Origin of the sequence: Algoriphagus sp. (genome assembly GCF_013373065.1) — a bacterium.
Classification (GTDB): domain Bacteria; phylum Bacteroidota; class Bacteroidia; order Cytophagales; family Cyclobacteriaceae; genus Algoriphagus.
Window position 1 is genome coordinate 29379 of record NZ_JABXIN010000024.1, and the last position, 20720, is coordinate 50098.

A 20720-nucleotide genomic window follows, 5' to 3' on the forward strand; every position below is an offset into this window, starting at 1 on the left:
TACCTTATTTTTTGATATCTAGCTTAGTTCTCAGTTCATCGATGTTGAGAATCTTCGAGATTTCCTCTTGCTCGAGACGTTTAAAGCGCGCCAACTGTACATCAATCTGTTCGGTCAGTTCTTGACGAACTTCCTCAGACTGATTAGTAGGTTTATAATCACCATTTCCAACAATGGAATTTAGGTGAGCCAGCTTGTTGTTCAAGCGAATAGGGAAGTTCAAAGGATCCTGATTACTTTGATTTTTAGTCTGATAAAGCGTTTCTTCAATAGACTTCATTTCAGCTTGGATTTCCTCCAGATTCGCAGGCTTATTTTCCATGCTATCTAATTCAGTACGATACTGCCGGATCAACTTAATAGTCTGATGCGTTTCTGTAAGTTTTCGGTTGACTCTCATTAAGAAGTCAAACTGCTCCTCTAACTCTGCCTGGGTGCTTGGATAGCGTGGATCCGCCAAAACTTTAAACGGCTGTACCTGTGTTTCACCACCCAAAGTCATACGAACTTTATAATAACCGGGAACCACTTTAGGTCCTCTGAGATTGGCAGCCCACATGATTAATCCATCAAACCCTTCAGCATCTTCAACTCGAAGGTTCCAATTAAACTCATTGCTACCGGCCTTCACCTTCAAGGTGTCGCCTTTATATCCTTTTGTGGAGAAGGTACGCAATATATTGTCCTTGTTATCCAAGAATTCGATTCGCAATTCATCCTGAGGTTTTTCTTTCAAGAAATAATAAACCAGCACTCCTCCTGCTCGATTGGTACCGCTTGTCGTGGATTTTCTACTCATCCCGTCAATACGATAGGAATCTTGAGGCTTGAAAAGATGCAAAGCCTTATTCTCGATTCCAGGTTCTGCTTGATGCAAAACAGTCAAATCATCAATAATCCAAAATGCCCGTCCTTGGGTTGCTGCAATTAAATTATTCTCCTTGATAGCCAAATCTGTAATAGGAACAATCGGAAGATTCATTTGCAAGGAATGCCAACTAGCCCCGTCATCCTTTGAGTAATACATACCAGTTTCAGTTCCGGCATAGAGCATTCCTCGTTTCACAGGATCAGCTCGGACAACTCGAGTGAAATGTTCCGGATCTATTCCAGAAGTGATTTTCGTCCAGGTTTTCCCATAATCCTTTGTCTTGTATAGATAAGGTTCATAATTCCCAGTCTTGTATCCTGTCGCGGCAAAATATGCCTCTGCTGGATCAAATGGACTTGCCTCAATGCTATTGATCTGCAACCATTCCGGCATGTCAGATGGAGTGACATTTTGCCAAGTTTCCCCATTATCAGTAGTCACATGAACTAGTCCGTCATCCGAGCCTGCCCAAATGACTCCCTGCTTTACAGGTGATTCAGCAGCTGTAAAAATCGTCGCATAATATTCAACAGAAGTATTATCCTTAGTGATCGGACCACCTGAGGGGCCTAGCTTACTGGCATCGTTTCTGGTCAAATCAGGAGAAAACACCTCCCAGCTTTGTCCTTCATCCCGTGAGCGATGGAATCTATTACTTGTTGTATAAAGAAGATCAGAATCATGAGGAGAGAAGAATATCGGAAAATTCCACTGGAAGCGATATTTCATATCCTCAGCTCCGTGTCCCATTGGGTTATCAGGCCAAACATTGACAGACCGGGAAATATCATTTTCATGATCCACACGGGTCAAGTAACCTCCATAAGACCCCCCATAAACGATGTCATTGTTGTCAGGATCCGGAGCAATCCACCCTGATTCACCTCCTGCAGTAGGCTCCCAATGGTCTTCAGTAATTCCTCCACGTCCATCAATCCTATGGCGGATTCGCACGGTAGAGTTATCCTGCTGGGCACCATAGATTCGATAAGGGAAGGAATTATCAGTAGTTACTCTGTAAAACTGAGAGGTTGGTTGATTCATATATGTTGACCAATTGGCTCCCCCATCCTCGGATATTTGTGCACCGCCGTCATCAGCAATTGCCATTCGCTGATTGTTATTGGGGTCTATCCAAAGATCATGATGATCTCCATGAGGGGCATTTGCTCCCTTAAAGGTCTTACCTCCATCAGTCGATTTATGATAACTTACATTGAGGACATAGACGGTTTCTTCGTCTTGTGGATCTGCATATATTCGCGAATAATACCAAGCTCGCTGCCGCAAACTTCTGTCTTCATTGGTACGAGTCCAGCTTTCACCTGCATCTGTTGATACATAAACCCCTCCATTTTCATTCTCAATAATCGCATAGAGTCGATTGGAGTTTAATGGAGAAACCGAGATGCCCATAATACCTAAGGTTCCCTCAGGGAACCCTTCTTTTTGGGTCAAGTCCTCCCAGGTTTTACCTCCATCTGAGGATTTAAACATCTTGGAACCGGGACCACCACTTTCTAAAGAGTAAGGGGTTCGCTTAATTTCCCAAGTGGTCGCATAAAGGACTTCAGGATTATTAGGATCCAAAATCAAATCAACCGCTCCAGCCACATCACTGACAAAAAGAACCTGCTCCCAATTTTTTCCTCCATCCGTAGTCTTGTAAACACCTCGGGTAGCATCAGGCTTGAAAATATCTCCCAATACCGCGGCATAAACTACATCTGGGTTTGTTGGGTGAATCCGAAGACGCGCAACAAAACGGGATTTATCCAACCCGGCACGTTCCCATGATTTTCCAGCATCTGTACTTTTCCAAATACCATAACCAAATGAAACGTTACCTCGAACAGTTTTCTCGCCTCCTCCTGCATATACGACACTTGTATCACTTAGGGAAACAGCGACCGATCCAATGGATCCGCCGAAATAACCATCCGAAACGGACTTCCAGGTTTGTCCCGAATCAACGGTTTTCCATACCCCACCTCCGGTACTTCCGAAGTAGTAGGTATGATCAGATCCTGCAACGCCTGTAACAGCATCAGATCTTCCGCCCCTAAAAGGTCCAACAAGACGCCACTCGAGAGCATCATAGACTTTAGGGTCTGCAATTTGTTGGGAGTAGGAGCTGGGGGAAAGCCAAAGCGTCAGAATTCCAAAAGCCCATACCACCCAAGTAGTTCTTCTTCTCATAAGGATTTTGTTTGGTGGTTTGTTGAAGATAAAAAATTAGCAGATGTAAAGAGAATGCAGAACAAAAAAATGATCAATGGTCGAAATAAATCTTGGCAAAAAAAAAGCCTCACTCGAAAACTCAAGTGAGGCTTTTGTATTTAAATTTTTAATTAAGCTTCTGCAGGAACTACGCTTACTACAGACTTACCATCAGCTTTTTTTCTGAATGAAACTACGCCATCAGTCAAAGCAAACAAGGTATGATCTTTACCCAAACCTACATTGTTGCCTGGGTGATGTTTAGTACCTCTTTGTCTTACGATGATGTTTCCAGCAATTACTTGCTCACCACCAAATTTTTTAACGCCCAATCGTTTGGAGTGGGACTCTCTACCGTTTTTGGAACTACCTACACCTTTTTTGTGTGCCATGGTTTTATACGTTTAGGGTTTTCAAAAAGAAAACTTAGAGTGTAATATTTTCGATCAACAATTTAGTGAAATCTTGTCTGTGACCATTCTTCTTCTTGTAGCCTTTTCTTCGCTTTTTCTTGAAGACAATCACTTTATCACCTTTTACATGATCTAGCACTTTGCCAGATACCTTTGCACCTTCAACTAATGGTGCACCAACTGACACATTCCCATCAGCTTCAGCCAATAGTACTTGGTCAAATTCCACGGAAGCGCCAGCTTCTACGTTCATTTTTGGAGCGTAGATAGACTGATCTTTAGTTACTTTGAACTGCTTACCAGCGATGTTTACAATTGCGTACATGTTATAAATTGATTCTTTGAGAAAATCGGAGTGCAAATATAGGCAACTCTCTGAGAACAAAAAAACTTCCTTAAAAAATCATTCAGGATGATAGCACTAAAAAATGCCTAAGGAATGGGAATAACTATGCTTGCTGAAATTCCCCCTACATAAATCGACTCAAGGCTAAAATTTTGATATAAAAATAAATCCAAAACCCAAGCTTTTAATAACAAAAATGTTATCAAAAAAATCGATTTATACTGATTATCAGGGCCTTAGAATGAATTCAATTCATTATCAATTTTTTGAACATAGTTCAATATTTACCTTGAACTGGAGTAAAAAAAATTTTTTCAAAAAAATTGAAAAAAGTTTAAAGTGCTTAAATCGCCCATATTTTTTAAAGTTTTACATGATTTATTCTATTATAAGTAGCTGAATTTATGTTTATTAAATAATTTTTGAATTAAGTTCAAAAATCAACTTCAAGCACTTCTTAAGGGGTTTTATTTCTGATTTTTGGTTTACATATTTGTTCAAGGCTGTTCTGAAAAGGCAGCCTTTTCTATCCCCGGCAGCTGGCTATTTGTTAGTAACCCTTATTAATAACTTCTACCAAAAATAAAAAACGAGAGAATGATGCAAGAGGAACCCATTTTAGTAGAAAACAAAAATCGATTTGTTTTATTTCCTATCCAGCACCCTGACATTTGGCAATTCTATAAGAAAGCAGAAGCAAGCTTTTGGACTGCAGAAGAAATCGACCTTGGTCAGGACCTGACTGACTGGAAAAATTTGAATGATGGAGAGCGCCATTTTATCTCCCACGTTTTAGCATTTTTTGCTGCCAGCGACGGGATTGTAAATGAAAACCTAGCAGAACACTTCGTAGCTGAAGTACAATACACAGAAGCAAAATTCTTCTACGGGTTTCAAATTGCCATGGAAAATATCCACTCTGAAACCTATAGCCTATTAATAGATACGTATATCAAAGATCCTGTTGAGCGTGACCGCTTATTAAATGCAATCGAACACATTGATTGTGTTAAGAAAAAAGCTGACTGGGCACTTCGATGGATTGATAACGGAAACTTCCAGGAGCGTCTAATTGCTTTTGCCGCAGTGGAAGGTATTTTCTTCTCTGGCTCCTTCTGCTCTATTTTCTGGATGAAGAAAAGAGGACTGATGCCAGGATTAACTTTCTCCAATGAGTTGATCTCTCGAGATGAAGGTTTGCACTGTGACTTTGCTTGCCACCTCTACACCAAGCACGTGGTGAACCCGCTTCCTAAAGAGACTGTAAAAGAAATCATCATGGATGCCGTTGCCATCGAAAAGGAATTTGTGACTGATGCACTACCGGTTCGACTAATCGGCATGAACGCAGACCTTATGTGCCAATATATCGAGTTTGTCGCGGACCGTCTTTTAGTAGAACTCGGATGTGAAAAAGTATGGAATAGTACGAACCCATTCGATTTCATGGATATGATCTCCCTACAAGGAAAAACCAACTTCTTCGAGAAGCGAGTGGGAGACTATCAAAAAGCAGGTGTAATGAAAACTACTGAAGCCTCAGATTCTCCACGTTTTTCTCTTGGAGAAGACTTTTAATATCAATAAACAACCCAACCACTTAACCTTATCCGACTATGCTTGTAATAAAAAGAGATGGAAGACGCGAATCAGTACGATTCGACAAAATCACGGCGAGAATTGAGAACCTCTGCGAAGGATTGGATCCGAAGTTTATCCAACCTATCGAGGTTGCCAAAAAGGTAATTGATGGCTTATATGATGGCGTTACGACAGCTGAACTGGACAACTTAGCTGCTGAGGTTTGTGCCTCATTGACAGTCAAACATCCTGACTATGCGATTTTGGCGGCTCGAATTGCCATTTCCAATCTTCATAAAACTACCAGCCAGTCTTTCTCCAATACCATGAAGCGGCTTTACACTTATGTCAATCCAAAGACAGGTGAAAATGCTCAGCTTTTGGATACAGAAGTATATGGTATTATCAAGAAAAATGCGGCAAGACTAGATGCTGCCATCGATTACAAGCGGGATTTTGGATACGATTATTTCGGGTTTAAAACTCTAGAAAGAAGTTACCTGATCAAGTTGGATGGAAAAGTGGTGGAACGACCTCAGCATATGCTGATGAGAGTTTCCGTGGGAATTCACAAGGAAGATATTGATGCTGCTATAGAAACTTACAACCTGCTTTCTGAGAAGTGGTTTACACACGCTACTCCTACCTTATTTAATGCAGGTACACCTAAGCCTCAACTTTCTTCTTGTTTCCTTCTTACGATGAAGGAAGACAGTATCGACGGCATCTACGATACGCTGAAGCAATGTGCTAAGATTTCACAATCTGCTGGAGGTATTGGTCTTTCTATCCATCATGTTCGAGCGAAGGGTTCTTACATCAAAGGAACCAATGGCGTATCAAATGGAATTGTGCCAATGCTGCGTAACTTCGACATGACCGCTCGCTATGTAGACCAAGGAGGTGGTAAGCGTAAAGGTTCATTTGCTATCTATTTGGAACCTTGGCATGCAGATATCAAGGACTTCTTGGAACTAAAGAGAAACCACGGAAAAGAAGAAATGCGTGCCCGTGATTTGTTCTATGCACTTTGGGTTCCGGATCTATTCATGAAGCGTGTCGAGGCTAATGAGAATTGGTCCCTATTCTGTCCGAATGAAGCTCCCGGTTTGTCAGATTGCCATGGGGAAGAATTTGAAAGATTGTATGAAAAGTATGAGCGTGAAGGCAGAGCCAGAGAAACAATCAAGGCACAAGAACTTTGGTTTGAAGTCTTAGAGTCTCAAATCGAGACAGGAACTCCATACATGCTTTATAAGGATGCAGCTAATGGCAAATCCAATCAAAAAAACCTGGGAACCATTAAGTCTTCTAACCTTTGTACTGAGATCATCGAGTACACCTCTCCAGATGAAGTAGCAGTGTGTAACCTTGCCTCCATTGCCCTTCCAAAATTTGTAACAACTGGACCAGATGGGAAGCGATATTTTGATCATCAGAAATTATATGAAATTACAAAAGTTGCGACTCGCAACTTGAATAAGGTGATCGATGTCAACTACTACCCTGTAGAAGAGGCTCGTCGTTCCAATTTCCGTCACCGACCAATCGGTTTGGGTGTACAAGGATTAGCGGATGCCTTCTTAATGTTACGTATGCCTTTTGATTCTCCGGAAGCAAAAGGGCTGAACGAGGACATCTTTGAAACCATCTACTATGCTGCGGTAGAGACTTCCATGGAATTGGCTAAAATCGAGGGAACTTATGAAACCTATGAAGGTTCTCCAGCTTCACAAGGAATCCTACAGTTTGACATGTGGGGCGTGACACCAAAATCCGGAAGATGGAATTGGTCAGAATTGAAAGAGAGAGTGAAGAAGTTTGGATTGCGTAACTCCCTATTGGTTGCTCCTATGCCTACTGCCTCCACTTCTCAAATACTTGGAAACAACGAATGCTTCGAGCCTTACACCTCTAATATTTATACTCGAAGAACACTTTCAGGTGAGTTCATTGTAGTGAATAAGCATCTCATGAAAGACCTGATCAAATTGGGACTTTGGGATGATACCATGAGAAATAGATTGATTGCGGCAAACGGATCTGTTCAGAACATTCCTAATATCCCGCAAAACATCAAAGATCTCTACAAAACTGTATGGGAGATATCCCAGAAAGTAATCATCGATATGGCAGCAGACCGAGGTGCTTATATCTGTCAGTCTCAAAGTATGAACGTCTTCTTGCAAGATCCAAACTTTGGAAAATTGACCTCTATGCATTTTTATGCATGGAAAAAAGGACTCAAAACCGGTATGTATTACCTACGTTCTCAAGCTGCCGCAGCTGCTATCAAGTTCACTTTGGATAAAAGCGCACTTGTTGACAAAGAAGAAACAGCAGCAGCACCAACAGCTCAGGAACTCAAAGACAAGCAAGCAGCCATCGCTTGTTCTCTGGACAATCCTGATGACTGCGAAATGTGTGGAAGTTAATTATTTTAGAGTTCGTCAAATGGAAAAAGCGCCTGGTTGTTCTAGGCGCTTTTTTTGTATTTTCCCTTTCATTCTAAACACTATGGAAATTCAAAAAATCAAAAACTGGCTTAGCCACCTAGAAGGAGACCAAGTAGCTTCCTTTGGAAAAATGACACCTCAACACATGGTCGAACATCTTACGCTGACAGTGAAAATCTCATCTGGCCGAATAAAAATCCCCCCTTTCCAACCAAAAGAAAAACAATTGGAAATGAAAAGACAATTGCTGGAAACAGATATGGATTTCCCAAAAGAAATCAAATTCCCAAATGACCCCGGCAAGCTTTTGGATTTGCGTTTCCCTAATTTAGAAACAGCGAAAACCAAATTAATTCAAGGTCTAGAAGAATTTGAAGCCTACTTCCAGGAGAATCCGGCATCCAAAACAGTACATCCAGTTTTGGGCGAACTCGATAAAAAAGAATGGGATCGATTCCATCAAAAACACTTTGCTCATCATTTCTCCCAATTTGGAATCGGGTAAAAAAAAGAATCAGCCGTTATTCGACTGATTCTACTTCTTTTTTCTTTTCCTTGATCCTTAAGACAAAATCACTTAAGACATTCATGTAGTTGATAAATGCGTCATAAGGTGTATCGTAAGGGCTGAAATAAGAATGGATATCTCCATCTGAAAAGAACTTTGTACACATGTAGTAAAAGTGATCTGAAGTCTGTAGGTAATTCCAGTCTCGTATCAGATCCGGATCATCCAGCGTTCGGATTGTTTTCTCCAGTTCATACAAGCGGTCAAAAGCTTCATCTTGAAGATCGTTACCCAACCAAGCAGTCAAATCACGCTCCTCATCGGCCCAGCTTATCGGGATTGGAACATGAATAGGACTTACGGCTTCGACTTGACTAAGGACTTCCGAAGGTGTTGAAAAACCAAAATCCGTTTTACTTAAAACTGCTTCAGGTAAGGCTCGCATAAACTCGAAAATCCCGGTTTCTTTCCATTGATGCTCTCCAAAAGTCTCATAATCCATGAAAAGGTTTAAGACTGGTTCTGATTTCGGGATTGCATTAATCCAATTGATAAACTTGTCAACGGTCAATGGATAATCTGACCAGGTCTTGTTCGAGAATCGGAAGGCGATATCATCAGAAAGAAGGAAATTTTTCAACAAGACTTTCAGTTCGGGTTTGATGCTGTTTTGGTAAACAAAGTTCGGGCTCTTCCATCCCAAAACATGCTTGGCTCCTTCTGTAAGAATTCCAGAATAGCCCATATCATAGACCATTTCACCGATTTTATCAGAATAAATCAATTCTGTATTTCGAAAGATCTTGGGGGTATAACCATGAAACAACTGTTGGATCTTGTCTTTGTGCTGATCCACCATTCGCTTGAATTCTTCCTGGCTTTTGAGAGAAGCAAGGGAATGTCCATAAGTCTCACTTAGAATCTCGACTTGACCTGTAGCGACTAATCGTTGAAAGCTCTCCAAAACATCAGGAGCATACGCTTCCATTTGGTCCATAAAAGTCCCAGAAAAAGAAAAGGTCACCTTAAAAGCCCCTTTATGCTTTTCAATTAGTTCAAGAAGCAACGCATTCATGGGGAGATAGCATTTTTGAGCTACTCTTCTCATGACATTCCGATTTAGAAAGTCATCCCAGTAATAATGATCGTCTCCAATATCAAAAAAGCGATAGGGTTTTAGCCGGTAAGGTTGGTGGACCTGAAAGTAAAAGCAAATCGTTCTCATGGTTGTTGCGCTAAAGTTTTTTCATAAATCTTGACGAGTTTGGCAGCCACATGCTCCCATTTCAAATTTTTAAGCTCTTCGCTGCCAAGCTCTTTGAACATCTTCGAAATCCCCTGATAATGCAGCAAAGCAAATATGGCATCTGCCATCGCATCCACATCCCAAAAATCAATCTTAATGGCATTTTGAAGAACTTCCGCTACACCGGATTGCTTTGAAATGATAGTCGGGGTATTATGCCTTACAGCTTCCAATGGAGCGATCCCAAAAGGTTCGGATACGGAAGGCATCACATAGACATCCGAAATCGCATACATATGATCCACATCATCCCCTTTTAGAAAGCCGGTAAAGTGAAACTTATTTCCCATCCGGAGTTCGGCCACCCGGTCAATCATCCGATTGAGAAGATCTCCAGAGCCAGCCATAACAAACCGGACATTTTCATCTCGGTCTAGTACTTTTTTGGCAGCTTCTACAAAATACTCAGGACCTTTCTGGAAAGTAATTCGACCTAAAAAGGTGACGATTTTTTCAGGGACTTTCTTTTCGTATTTGGATTTGATAATGCTGGCATCCAATACGGCATTGTGGAGAACGCTGACTTTTTCTTCTGGGATTCCATATCGCCGTACAATAGTATTTTTTGTAAGTTGACTTACAGCGACCACATGATCAGCAGCCTCCATCCCGGCTTTCTCAATTTCAAAAACAGGAGGGTTGACAGATTCCCCAGATCGGTCATATTCTGTAGCATGTACATGGGCTACTAGCGGCTTTCCACTGATTTCCTTGGCAGCAATTCCAGCTGGAAAAGAAAGCCAGTCATGGGCGTGAATAATTTCAAAATCATTCCGATCGCGGGCAATTTGAGCAGCCGTAAGGGCGTAGCGGCTAACTTCTTCCATTAGATTCTTCCCGTATTTCCCACTAAACTGGTACTTGGTGGTAAAGATACTTTCATCCACATCCGCCCGGTCATGAATCGCGTAATCGGTAAATTTTTGATACTCTTCAGGACCTAAGTAGGGAACCAAAAAACTCGAGACTTCCAGGTAAGTCAGATTTTTCCAGATGCTTTTAAACTTCTTTTCACGATAGTCAATATGGACGTCACTAGCATTGACAAAATCTGCTAATGGCTCTTCGTCTCCCCAAAGTTTCGGGACGACAAAAATCACATCTTGGTTGTGGTGCACCATTCCCTTCACTAACCCATAACAAGCCGTCCCTAATCCTCCTGAAATATGAGGTGGAAATTCCCACCCAAACATTAATACCCTCATAAAAAATCTTTTATAAACGTTTGACTAATTCCATCATGCGTAATAATTCTGCCACGCTCCAAGCTTGAGAAACAGAACCTTTCGGTCGGTGAGGTGGGTCACCGTCATAAATTTCTGCCACAGTTCCAACCCCATATTGAGTCATTACCCCATCAAAACTTTTGATAATTTTATCAATGAAATTTTTGGCTGATTTGCCATGGAGCTTGATGTAGGCTTCCACAAAGTGTCCCATTGGCCAAACCCAAACAGTACCGTTGTGGTACGCATTATCTCTACTTATTGGATCTCCAAAGTAATACCCTTTATAAGCTGGGTCATCAGGAGCCAAAGTTCGAAGTCCTCGATTGGTCAACAAGTTGGATCGAACTATATCCAAAATTTGGTCCCGCTGATATTCATCCAACATGGTATAAGGTAAAGAAGTCGCAAAAACCATATTTGGACGGATGGCCCAATCTTTCTCAGATCCGTTAATAACATCTGCTAAATACCCCTTCTTCTCATCCCAAAATTCCTCCAGGAAAGTTGATTTTACTTTTTCTGCGAGTTCTGCATAGGATTTCTCATCGGTCAATTCATGATAGAATTGAAGGGCATTGTACCAAAGGGCTTGAATTTCTACCGGGCAACCTGTCCGTGGCGTAACTGGACCGTCCACAGTGACGGCATCCATCCAAGTAAGAGCCACATTCTCGTAACCTCCATAGATGAGCCCATTCGAAAGCATATGAATATTAAAATCAGTACCTTTTTGGTATCCATCCAAAATTCCTTTCAACTTTCCTAAATAACGACTCTTGATCGTCTTCGAATCTCCAGTAAAATAAATGTATTGTTGCAAGGACCAGAAAAACCATAGCGGTGCATCGATGGAATTCATATTGGTAAAGTCTCCGCTTCCTACGTTTGGAAAAAGAGGTCCAACCAAATCTTTGGACATGGTATCCATAATTTCCAAGAAAGTTTCCTTGTCACCCCTCGCCAGTGTCAAGCCAGGTGCAGCAATGAAGGTATCTCTGCCCCACCAGCCAAACCACGGATAGCCTGCGATAATTCGAGTCTCCCCGTCGCGCTTTCTAATAAATTGGGTTGCTGAATTGATCAGACAGTTTTCAAAATTGCTTCGAGGAATTCTTCGGGCAACTTCTTTTTCAAAAGCACGCTGACGGGTACTTGGATCTGCTTCGGTCAATCCTGCAGAAAAAATTACAGATTCGCCTTTTTCAATATCAAATTCAAAGTAGCCCGGTACATACAAATCCTCTTGGTACTCGTAGCCACGTTCACGTTCTAAAATGTACTCTACATTGTGATACCAATTGGGATCAGGATGAAATTTATTCTTCTTGGAAAGCTGCAAGTACAAAGGATCATAAACTGGATAAAGTCGAAACTTAGCACCGTTCGGCACTTTTTCATATTCCTTTTGAATATCATCATTCTCCTTACACAGGGTGTGATAGCCCCGGAACGCCAAAAAAGGCTGTATCCGAATCTTGGTTGGAGAATGTGCTTCCAATAAGGTATAGCGGATCATCACCCGGTCCCGATTGGTATCCAAGATCAATTCTTTTTGCAAAAGCACACCCCCTACTCGATAGGTCAATTTTGGAATAGGTTCAGAATCGAAATCCTCTAGGTATTTATGTCCTCTCGGGAAATAATTGCCCGGAAATTTACTGATCCCCAAATTGAAGCTGGCGCCATGTTGTATCACAGTCTCATGGACTGTCGATAGAAAAACATGGTTTTGGGAATCGATATGGGGCTGAGGAGCCACCAACAAACCGTGATATTTACGGGTATTACAACCAATAATAGTGGTACTGGTGTAGGTACCCGACCGGTTGGTTCGGATGATTTCCCGATCAAGGGAATAGTTGAGATTGACTAGCTGTGTTTTGTCAAAATGGATATAACTCATGGGTCCAAAAGTTGCAACCCGTAAATTATAACATTGAGAGGTAAAGAAAAATCAAATTGAAAAAAATAAAGGTTATGTTTCCATAACCTTTTGTTCTTTATGCTTTTTCAAGAATGATAAGCTTCATTTTGAATCTCTTCAAAGTTCTTCAGAGACTCTTCAAACTTGATCATGTAATTTCTTACAAGGGAAATATTTACCGGTCGAATCACCGGAAATTTCGGCGAGTTTTTAAACAATGTAAACATCTGAAGTTGGTTTAGTTCTGGTTTCTTTCGTCAATATTAATGCCAATTGACTACGAATAAATAGAAAAACCCCTCAATGTGAGGGGTTTTCGGGTGAAAGACCGGGTTCGAACCGGCGACCTCTGGTGCCACAAACCAGCGCTCTAACCAGCTGAGCTACAATCACCATTTAAAGATCTTGAGGACATTTCCCTCAATTGGAATGCAAAGGTAGAGAGAAGTACTTTTTTGCGCAAGAGTACTCTTAAATTAATTTACAGAAAATGTCAACCGCTCTCCTTTCTTACTCTCATCAAATCGGCCATTTTCGTACGCCAAGTGACCGGAGACAATTGTGTGGGTAACCTTTGATTGAAAGGTATGTCCTTCAAAAGGTGACCAACCGCATTTGGCTAGAATATTTTCCTTGTTGACAGTCCATGGATCATTCAAATCCACCAAGACCAAATCAGCATGGTATCCTTCTCTGATGAATCCTCGCTCCTCAATTCTGAACAATTTGGCCACATTATGAGCCATTTTATCGACAATCCGTTCAAGACTGATTTTACCCTGATGATAGAAATCCAACATTGCTACCAAAGAATGTTGAATCAAAGGACCCCCAGACGGAGCTTTGGTGTAAACTTGCCCTTTTTCCTCTAAAGTGTGCGGCGCATGATCGGTAGCAATCACATCAATTCGATCATCCAATACCGCTTTGAAAATTTCGTCCCGATCATGGGCTGTTTTCACAGCAGGATTCCACTTGATCAAAGAGCCTTTTGTCTCGTAATCTTCCTCCGAAAACCACAAATGATGAATGCAGGCTTCGGAAGTAATATGCTTTTGCTCCAAAGGAATACTGTTATCAAAAAGCTCCAACTCTTTGGCTGTACTGATATGGAGGATATGAAGGCGGGTTCCGTATTTTTTTGCCATGGCTACAGCCCGACTTGAAGCGTTGTAACAAGCTTCTTCAGACCGGATTTTTGGATGAAATTTCATAGGAATGTCATCTCCGTATTTCTCCTTGTATTCAGCCAAATTCGCGGCAATGATGTGATCATTTTCAGAGTGGATCGCCAAAAGCCCTTTGTAATGCTTAAATATCCCTTCTAAGGATTCGATATTATCCACCACCATATTTCCAGTGGAAGAGCCCTGGAATACTTTGAGTCCGCAGACATTTTTCAAGTCCAACTTGAGAATTTCTTCCAAATTGTCATTGGTCCCCCCAAAGAAAAAAGAGTAATTGGCCAAGGACACTTCCTTCGCCCGCGCATACTTTTCCTCTAAAAGCGGAATAGTCACAGCTTGTGGGACGGTATTGGGCATCTCCATGTAAGAGGTAGTTCCTCCTGCCACACCGGCTTTTGCTTCGGTGTAAATTTCCCCTTTGTGGGTAAGACCGGGCTCTCTGAAATGTACCTGATCATCAATAACTCCTGGCAGAAGGTATTTTCCTGTCGCGTCTATCCGCTTATCGGCAGATTCGCCTGAAAGGTTTTCACCGACTTTGGCAATGCGTCCATTCGCTACCAAAACATCTCCCCGAAAGATCCGGCCTTCATTGACTATATTTGCACCGGTGATCAGAATACTTTTCATCATTTCGCTATTTAATTTTCCCCTAAATTAAGCAATCATGGCCAATCAGGCAGAAGGTTTTGAAGCTTTTAAACTCAACAGGCAATTACTCAACGCTGTCGAAGAAGCTGGCTATACCCAACCAACACCAATTCAGGAAAAAGGGATCCCTTTGGCGCTCGCCGGTCATGATGTATTGGGAATTGCACAGACAGGCACTGGAAAAACAGCAGCTTATGTGCTCCCCATTTTGATGAAAGTAAAATACGCCCAAGGCATGCACCCCCGGGCAATGATTTTGGCACCGACTCGTGAATTGGTCATGCAGATCGAAACGGTCTGCAAAGAGCTAGGAAAATACACAGATATCCGGGTAGTCTCCCTGTATGGAGGAATTGGCCCAAAAACCCAAATTGAGCAGATCGAGGCAGGTGTAGATCTCATTATTTCCACTCCCGGCCGTTTTATGGATTTGTATAAAAAGGGAGTCATCCTAACCAAGGAGCTTAAAACCATGGTTTTGGATGAGGCCGACAAAATGCTGGATATGGGTTTCATGCCACAAATCCGCGCCATTTTAGAAGTCATTCCCGTCAAGCGCCAAAACCTACTCTTTTCAGCTACTTTTTCACCGAAAGTGGAGCGACTATCCACGGAATTTTTAGAATTCCCCGAACGAGTAGAAATTACTCCATCTGCAACTACTGCTGAAACCATTGATCAGGTCAAATATTTCGTTCCAAACATCAGAACCAAAATCAATCTCTTAGAGAATCTCCTGGAAAACGAAGAAGTCAGCCGGGCGATCATTTTCACCCGAAGTCGGAAAAATGCGGAAGAGGTCTCCAATTTCTTGCAGCGAAAGAAAGTTGGTGAAGTACGAGTCATCCACGCCAATAAGGGACAAAACACCAGGATTAACTCCATGGAAGATTTCAAGGCTGGCGATGTACGGATTTTGGTGGCGACTGATGTAGCTTCTCGGGGTTTGGACGTAACGATGGTCTCCCATGTGATTAATTTTGATGTGCCGCTGATCTATGAAGACTATGTCCATCGAATTGGACGAACTGGCCGCGCAGAAAATGAAGGCATGGCTATCACTTTCATCAACCCAGCCGAGGCTTGGCATTTTGAAAAAATTGAAGAGTTGATCCGGATGGAAGTTCCGGAAGTTGCTATCCCCAAATCGGTAACTATTACCGAAACGCCTTTTGCAGAAAAGCAGATCTATGCACGTGAATTGGATAAGCTTAAGCAAAAGGAAAATCCAGATTACAAGGGCGCATTTCATGAAAAGAAAGCGCGTCCAAAACGGAATATAGGTAAGGGGGAAAAAGTCAAGGCGAGAAAGTCCGGGAATAAAAAGAATAGGAATCAGCTGAAGACTAAGAATAGAAGAAAATAAAAAGGCCCTTTTTTAGGGCCTTTAATTTTTCAATTTTATCGCTCTCCGCGAGTGTTTGTACCATCCACTCGAGTACGCTTCTCTCTATTTGCCAAATCCCAAGCCGTATGGAAAATCAAATGAGCCCGTTTGGTCATCAAAGGGAATTCGATTTTATCAACTGTATCTGTCACCTGATGGTAATCATCATGAACTCCGTTGAAGAAAAAGATCACCGGAATATCAAACTTCGCAAAGTTGTAGTGATCTGATCGGTAGTAGAATCTGTTTGGATCGTCCTCTGCATCATATCTATAGTCCAAAATCAAATCTGTATAAGTGATGTTGTTATACTCATTGATTTTTTTCAAATCTGTGGAAAGCATCTCCGAACCGATCACATAGACATAGTCTTTGTTTTCCGCATCCTGGTATTCGTAATCAATACGACCTACCATGTCAATGTTGATGTTATTCACAGTATTTGCTATCGGGAAGATTGGGTTTTCAGAGTAATACTGAGAGCCCAACAATCCTTTTTCTTCACCAGTCACATTTAAAAACAGAATCGATCTTCTTGGTCTGTGTCCCTCTTTTGCAGCAGTGGCAAAAGCTTGAGCAATTTCCATTACGGAGACTGTTCCCGAACCGTCATCATCTGCACCGTTGAAAATTTCTCCTGTAGAGCTCACTCCTACGTGATCATAATGCGAAGAAATCACCAATACTTCATCCTTCTTATCGGTTCCTTCCAAAAAGCCCATCACGTTGTAAGCTTCTACCGGCGTTACACTTTTCTGAACGAGGTAAGAAGCCTTTTGAGATTTAATGGATTCTGGATTGGATTTCGCGGCTTCCTTCAACTCCTCCACAGGAGTACCGAAAAGCTCCCCCATTTTGTCTGAATTCACCATAAAAACAGGCCGCTGAGAGATTTCTCTTTCAAAACCAATTCGACCTCTTCCCGCCAATGACTTATAGCGATTGGCAATTCGGTCAAAATTAGCTTGTCCTTCCATGCTGACAATTACTACACCAGCAGCACCCGCGTCCATCACTTTATTAATAAGTCCATTGCTTCGCTCACCTACAGCCCAGATACCAACCAGTTTCCCGGTCACATCAACTTTGGCTAGGTTTTCATCATTTGCTAGACCTAAGAAAACCAAGTCAGTTTTGGCGACTTTTTTCATATCCCCATCCCCAGTGAATACGAAATCCTCGTTTTCGACCAACTTAGCCTTACCGATTTGGAGAGTCACCTTATCAAATTTAGAGCTCACCAAAGGTACTTGCTGAAAATAGCTTCCATCTACAGGACCTGTCAAGCCTAATTCTTTGTAAAAGTCAGCGAGGTAATTCGCAGCAATCAAACCCTCAGGCGAACCCGTATCTCGACCTCTCATTTCATCAGAAGCCAAAAAGGTCAAGTACTCTTTGAGGTCATCTGCCGTGATCGTATTGGCATATTTTACCTGCAAAGGATTCTGCGCAAAAGTGCCCCAAGAGAGCCCCAAAGCCAGCGCAGAGGTTAAAAGAAATCGTTTATTCATAGGATCAAATTTTATTTTGGCCCCTAAGCTATACATTTTTTTATCCCAGCCACAAACCGTTTACAGGAAAGGAGTGTTGAGAGGGTGAAATTCTGTCTGTTAAGGAAAGATTATCTTCTAATAAATTGTACCTTTGCCGCCAGAAATTGAAAGGATTTCTAACCCAAATATTCATTACAGCTTCCAAACAATTCGTATGAAAATCAACCTATCGAATGCTGTCAAATTTGAGAGCAGACACAATGGCCCGACAGAAGCGGAAATCGCCGAAATGCTAGAAAAAATCGGAGCCACTTCCCTGGAGGAACTCATCGAACAAACCGTCCCTGAATCTATTCGTCTTACCCGACCTTTAGATTTACCAAAAGCGAAATTAGAGTCTGAGTTTTTAGCTGACTTTAAAAAATTAGCATCTAAAAACAAGGTATTCAAATCCTTCATCGGGATGGGTTATTACGACACCTTCGTTCCGGGGGTGATTTTGAGAAATGTACTTGAGAATCCAGGTTGGTATACCGCATACACTCCCTATCAAGCAGAAATTGCTCAGGGACGATTGGAAGCGTTGATTAATTTCCAGACGGTAGTGATGGAACTTACCGGAATGGAATTGGCAAATGCCTCTTTGCTCGATGAAGGAACCGCTGCTGCAGAAGCGATGACTATGCTTCATTCCGTGAAGCCAAGAGATAAAAAGACAGCAAATAAGTTTTTTGTCGACGAAAAAATATTCCCTCAAACCAAGGCAGTTCTTGAAACGAGAGCAGAGCCGGTGGGAATTGAATTGGTCTTCGGTTCCATAAACGATTTGGATCTGACTGATCCAGAACTTTACGGGGTGATGTTCCAGTACCCAGATGCTGATGGAGCTGTTCGCGATTATTCTGCCATCATTGCTGCTGCCAAAGAAAATAAAGTCCTAACTGCTTTTGCTACAGATTTATTAGCATTGACATTATTAACTCCTCCGGGAGAGATGGGAGCGGATGTTGTTGTCGGTTCTGCACAGCGATTTGGAGTTCCTATGGGTTATGGAGGCCCTCATGCGGGATTCTTTGCCACCAAGGAAGATTTCAAGCGCCAAATCCCAGGTAGAATCATCGGTGTATCCCTAGACCGTGCCGGAAACAAAGCCTACCGAATGGCACTTCAAACCCGGGAGCAACACATCAAACGTGAAAAAGCCACTTCAAACATCTGTACCGCGCAGGTACTTTTGGCAGTTATGTCCTCCTTCTACGCAGTTTATCATGGACCGAAAGGATTGAAAAATATTGCACTTCGTACGCATGGGCTTGCCAAATTAACGGCGCAAGCCTTGAAAAAAGTCGGTTTGGATGTTGCTGATCATTCCTTCTTTGACACCATTCAAGTTCGAATGAGTGATGTTTCCAGAGAGCGAGTAAAAGGCTTGGCTTTGGCTGCTGAAATGAACTTCCGCTATGAAAGCGATTCTATCTTCATCTCCTTTGACGAGACTAAAACTCTGGAAGACGTCAAAACCATCGTCTCTATTTTCGCTACTGAGGAAGGAAAGCAGTCGATCGATTTGAATGATTTGGTAGAGAATCTGAATTTGGAACTTCCAGAAGCGCTAGTACGAAAGTCAGAATACCTGACTCATCCGGTGTTCAACGACTACCACTCGGAGCATGAAATGCTTCGCTACATCAAGCGATTGGAAAATAAAGACCTTTCATTGGTACATTCCATGATTTCATTGGGAAGCTGTACAATGAAGCTGAATGCCACTGCTGAAATGATTCCAGTGACTTGGCCGGAATTCGGACAAATCCACCCTTTTGCTCCGATGGATCAAACATTAGGATATCAGGAGCTCTTCAGCAATCTAAGAACTTGGTTGACTGAGATCACTGGATTTGCAGACACTTCTCTCCAACCTAATTCCGGTGCTCAGGGTGAATACGCGGGCTTGATGGTGATCCGAGCGTATCACATCAGCAGAGATGAAGGACACCGCGATGTTGCTTTGATTCCTACCTCAGCACATGGAACCAACCCTGCTTCTGCTGTAATGGCTGGTATGAAAGTAGTCTTGGTAAAATGCGATGAACGAGGAAATATCGACGTAGCAGACTTGAAAGAAAAAGCTGCTGCAAATGCAGATAATCTAGCTGCTTTGATGGTAACTTATCCATCTACTCACGGCGTATTTGAAGAGGCTATTCAAGAAATCTGTGAAACTATCCATCAATATGGAGGTCAGGTTTATATGGATGGTGCCAACATGAATGCTCAGGTGGGATTGACTTCTCCTGGCAGAATCGGAGCCGACGTATGTCACCTCAATCTACACAAGACCTTCTGTATTCCTCACGGAGGAGGAGGACCAGGTATGGGGCCAATTTGTGTTGCTTCCCATCTAGCGCCTTTCCTTCCTGGAAACCCAATCGTAAAAACAGGCGGAACACAAGCTGTATCATCCATTTCGGCTGCTCCATATGGAAGTGCCAGTATCCTTCCAATCTCCTATGCTTACATCGAAATGATGGGTGGAGAGGGTTTGACCAATGCAACCAAAATGGCCATCCTCAACGCGAACTACATCAAAGAGCGTTTAGAAGGTCATTATCCGATCTTGTATACAGGAACCAAAGGAAGAGCTGCTCACGAGATGATCGTGGATTGTCGTGGATTCAAGGAGTTTGGAGTTGAAGTAGAGGATATCGCCAAGCGATTGATGGATTATGGATTCCATGCTCCAACCGTCTCCTTCCCGGTAGCCGGAACCATTATGATCGAGCCAACCGAATCTGAAACCAAAGCAGAATTAGATCGATTCTGCGATGCTTTGATCGCCATCCGTGCAGAAATTCGGGAAATTGAGGAAGGACATTATGACAAAGAAAATAATGTCTTGAAAAATGCACCACATACAGCCCAACTGGTGTTGACCGGAGAATGGGATCTGCCTTATTCTAGAGAAAAAGCAGTTTACCCGCTTCCTTATGTGAAAGAGCATAAATTCTGGCCGTCTGTTCGTCGAATTGATTCTGCTTACGGAGACAGAAACCTAGTCTGCAGCTGTATTCCTGTAGAAGAATATGCTCAGGAAAGCGAAACAGTCTAATCAATCGCCTTCTTGGTGCAAACAAAAAAGACCCGGAAT

The 20720-nt window shown here is 42.2% G+C and carries 13 protein-coding genes and 1 tRNA gene; 5 read left to right on the top strand and 9 right to left on the bottom strand.

Annotated elements, in window-relative coordinates; all coding sequences use genetic code 11:
* Positions 1-4: 4 nt before the first annotated feature.
* The 3 genes from HWE15_RS14700 to rplU form a co-directional block, all read right to left on the bottom strand.
* On the bottom strand, positions 5-3070 hold the full coding sequence (locus HWE15_RS14700; protein ID WP_290508306.1) for a glycosyl hydrolase: 3066 nt from the start codon (positions 3068-3070) through the stop codon (positions 5-7).
* Between the two features lie 152 nt (positions 3071-3222).
* Entirely contained in the window at positions 3223-3483 is a 261-nt protein-coding gene (gene rpmA, locus HWE15_RS14705; protein ID WP_290508307.1) for a 50S ribosomal protein L27, read from the bottom strand.
* 34 nt (positions 3484-3517) lie between these two features.
* Positions 3518-3829 (bottom strand): 50S ribosomal protein L21, encoded by a 312-nt coding sequence (gene rplU, locus HWE15_RS14710; protein ID WP_290508308.1) that lies wholly within the window; start codon positions 3827-3829, stop codon positions 3518-3520.
* 618 nt (positions 3830-4447) lie between these two features.
* Here rplU and HWE15_RS14715 point away from each other — a divergent pair.
* From HWE15_RS14715 to HWE15_RS14725, 3 genes are all read left to right on the top strand, one after another.
* On the top strand, positions 4448-5428 hold the full coding sequence (locus HWE15_RS14715) for a ribonucleoside-diphosphate reductase small subunit (RefSeq protein WP_290508309.1): 981 nt from the start codon (positions 4448-4450) through the stop codon (positions 5426-5428).
* Between the two features lie 38 nt (positions 5429-5466).
* Positions 5467-7866, top strand: a complete 2400-nt coding sequence (locus tag HWE15_RS14720; protein ID WP_290508310.1) for a ribonucleoside-diphosphate reductase subunit alpha — start codon at positions 5467-5469, stop codon at positions 7864-7866.
* 82 nt (positions 7867-7948) lie between these two features.
* On the top strand, positions 7949-8392 hold the full coding sequence (locus tag HWE15_RS14725; protein WP_290508311.1) for a DUF1569 domain-containing protein: 444 nt from the start codon (positions 7949-7951) through the stop codon (positions 8390-8392).
* Positions 8393-8408: 16 nt separating this feature from the next.
* On the opposite strand, the gene HWE15_RS14730 is transcribed toward HWE15_RS14725, so the two are convergent.
* From HWE15_RS14730 to HWE15_RS14750, 5 genes are all read right to left on the bottom strand, one after another.
* Positions 8409-9620 carry a glycoside hydrolase family 57 protein gene (locus tag HWE15_RS14730; protein WP_290508312.1) on the bottom strand — a complete coding sequence of 404 codons (1212 nt, stop codon included), beginning with the start codon at positions 9618-9620 and terminating at the stop codon, positions 8409-8411.
* Positions 9617-10906 (bottom strand): glycosyltransferase family 4 protein, encoded by a 1290-nt coding sequence (locus tag HWE15_RS14735; RefSeq protein ID WP_290508313.1) that lies wholly within the window; start codon positions 10904-10906, stop codon positions 9617-9619. Before HWE15_RS14735 ends, HWE15_RS14730 begins: the two co-directional genes overlap by 4 nt.
* A gap of 10 nt (positions 10907-10916) precedes the next feature.
* Complete coding sequence (locus tag HWE15_RS14740; RefSeq protein ID WP_290508314.1) at positions 10917-12833, bottom strand: amylo-alpha-1,6-glucosidase; 1917 nt, start codon at positions 12831-12833, stop codon at positions 10917-10919.
* 339 nt (positions 12834-13172) lie between these two features.
* Positions 13173-13248 (bottom strand) — tRNA-His (locus HWE15_RS14745).
* 82 nt (positions 13249-13330) lie between these two features.
* A complete protein-coding gene (locus tag HWE15_RS14750; protein WP_290508335.1) occupies positions 13331-14671 on the bottom strand; it encodes a dihydroorotase in 1341 nt (446 codons plus the stop codon).
* A 37-nt stretch (positions 14672-14708) separates the two neighbouring features.
* Between HWE15_RS14750 and HWE15_RS14755 the strand changes: the two genes are divergently transcribed.
* Positions 14709-16058: a DEAD/DEAH box helicase gene (locus HWE15_RS14755; RefSeq protein ID WP_290508315.1), complete on the top strand. Its 1350-nt coding sequence runs from the start codon at positions 14709-14711 to the stop codon at positions 16056-16058.
* 35 nt (positions 16059-16093) lie between these two features.
* Here HWE15_RS14755 and HWE15_RS14760 read toward each other — a convergent pair whose 3' ends face one another.
* Positions 16094-17590, bottom strand: coding sequence for a M28 family peptidase (locus HWE15_RS14760; RefSeq protein WP_290508316.1), 1497 nt, complete (start codon positions 17588-17590; stop codon positions 16094-16096).
* A gap of 196 nt (positions 17591-17786) precedes the next feature.
* Here HWE15_RS14760 and gcvP point away from each other — a divergent pair, with 196 nt between their 5' ends.
* On the top strand, positions 17787-20681 hold the full coding sequence (gcvP, locus tag HWE15_RS14765) for an aminomethyl-transferring glycine dehydrogenase (RefSeq protein ID WP_290508317.1): 2895 nt from the start codon (positions 17787-17789) through the stop codon (positions 20679-20681).
* Positions 20682-20720: the final 39 nt, after the last annotated feature.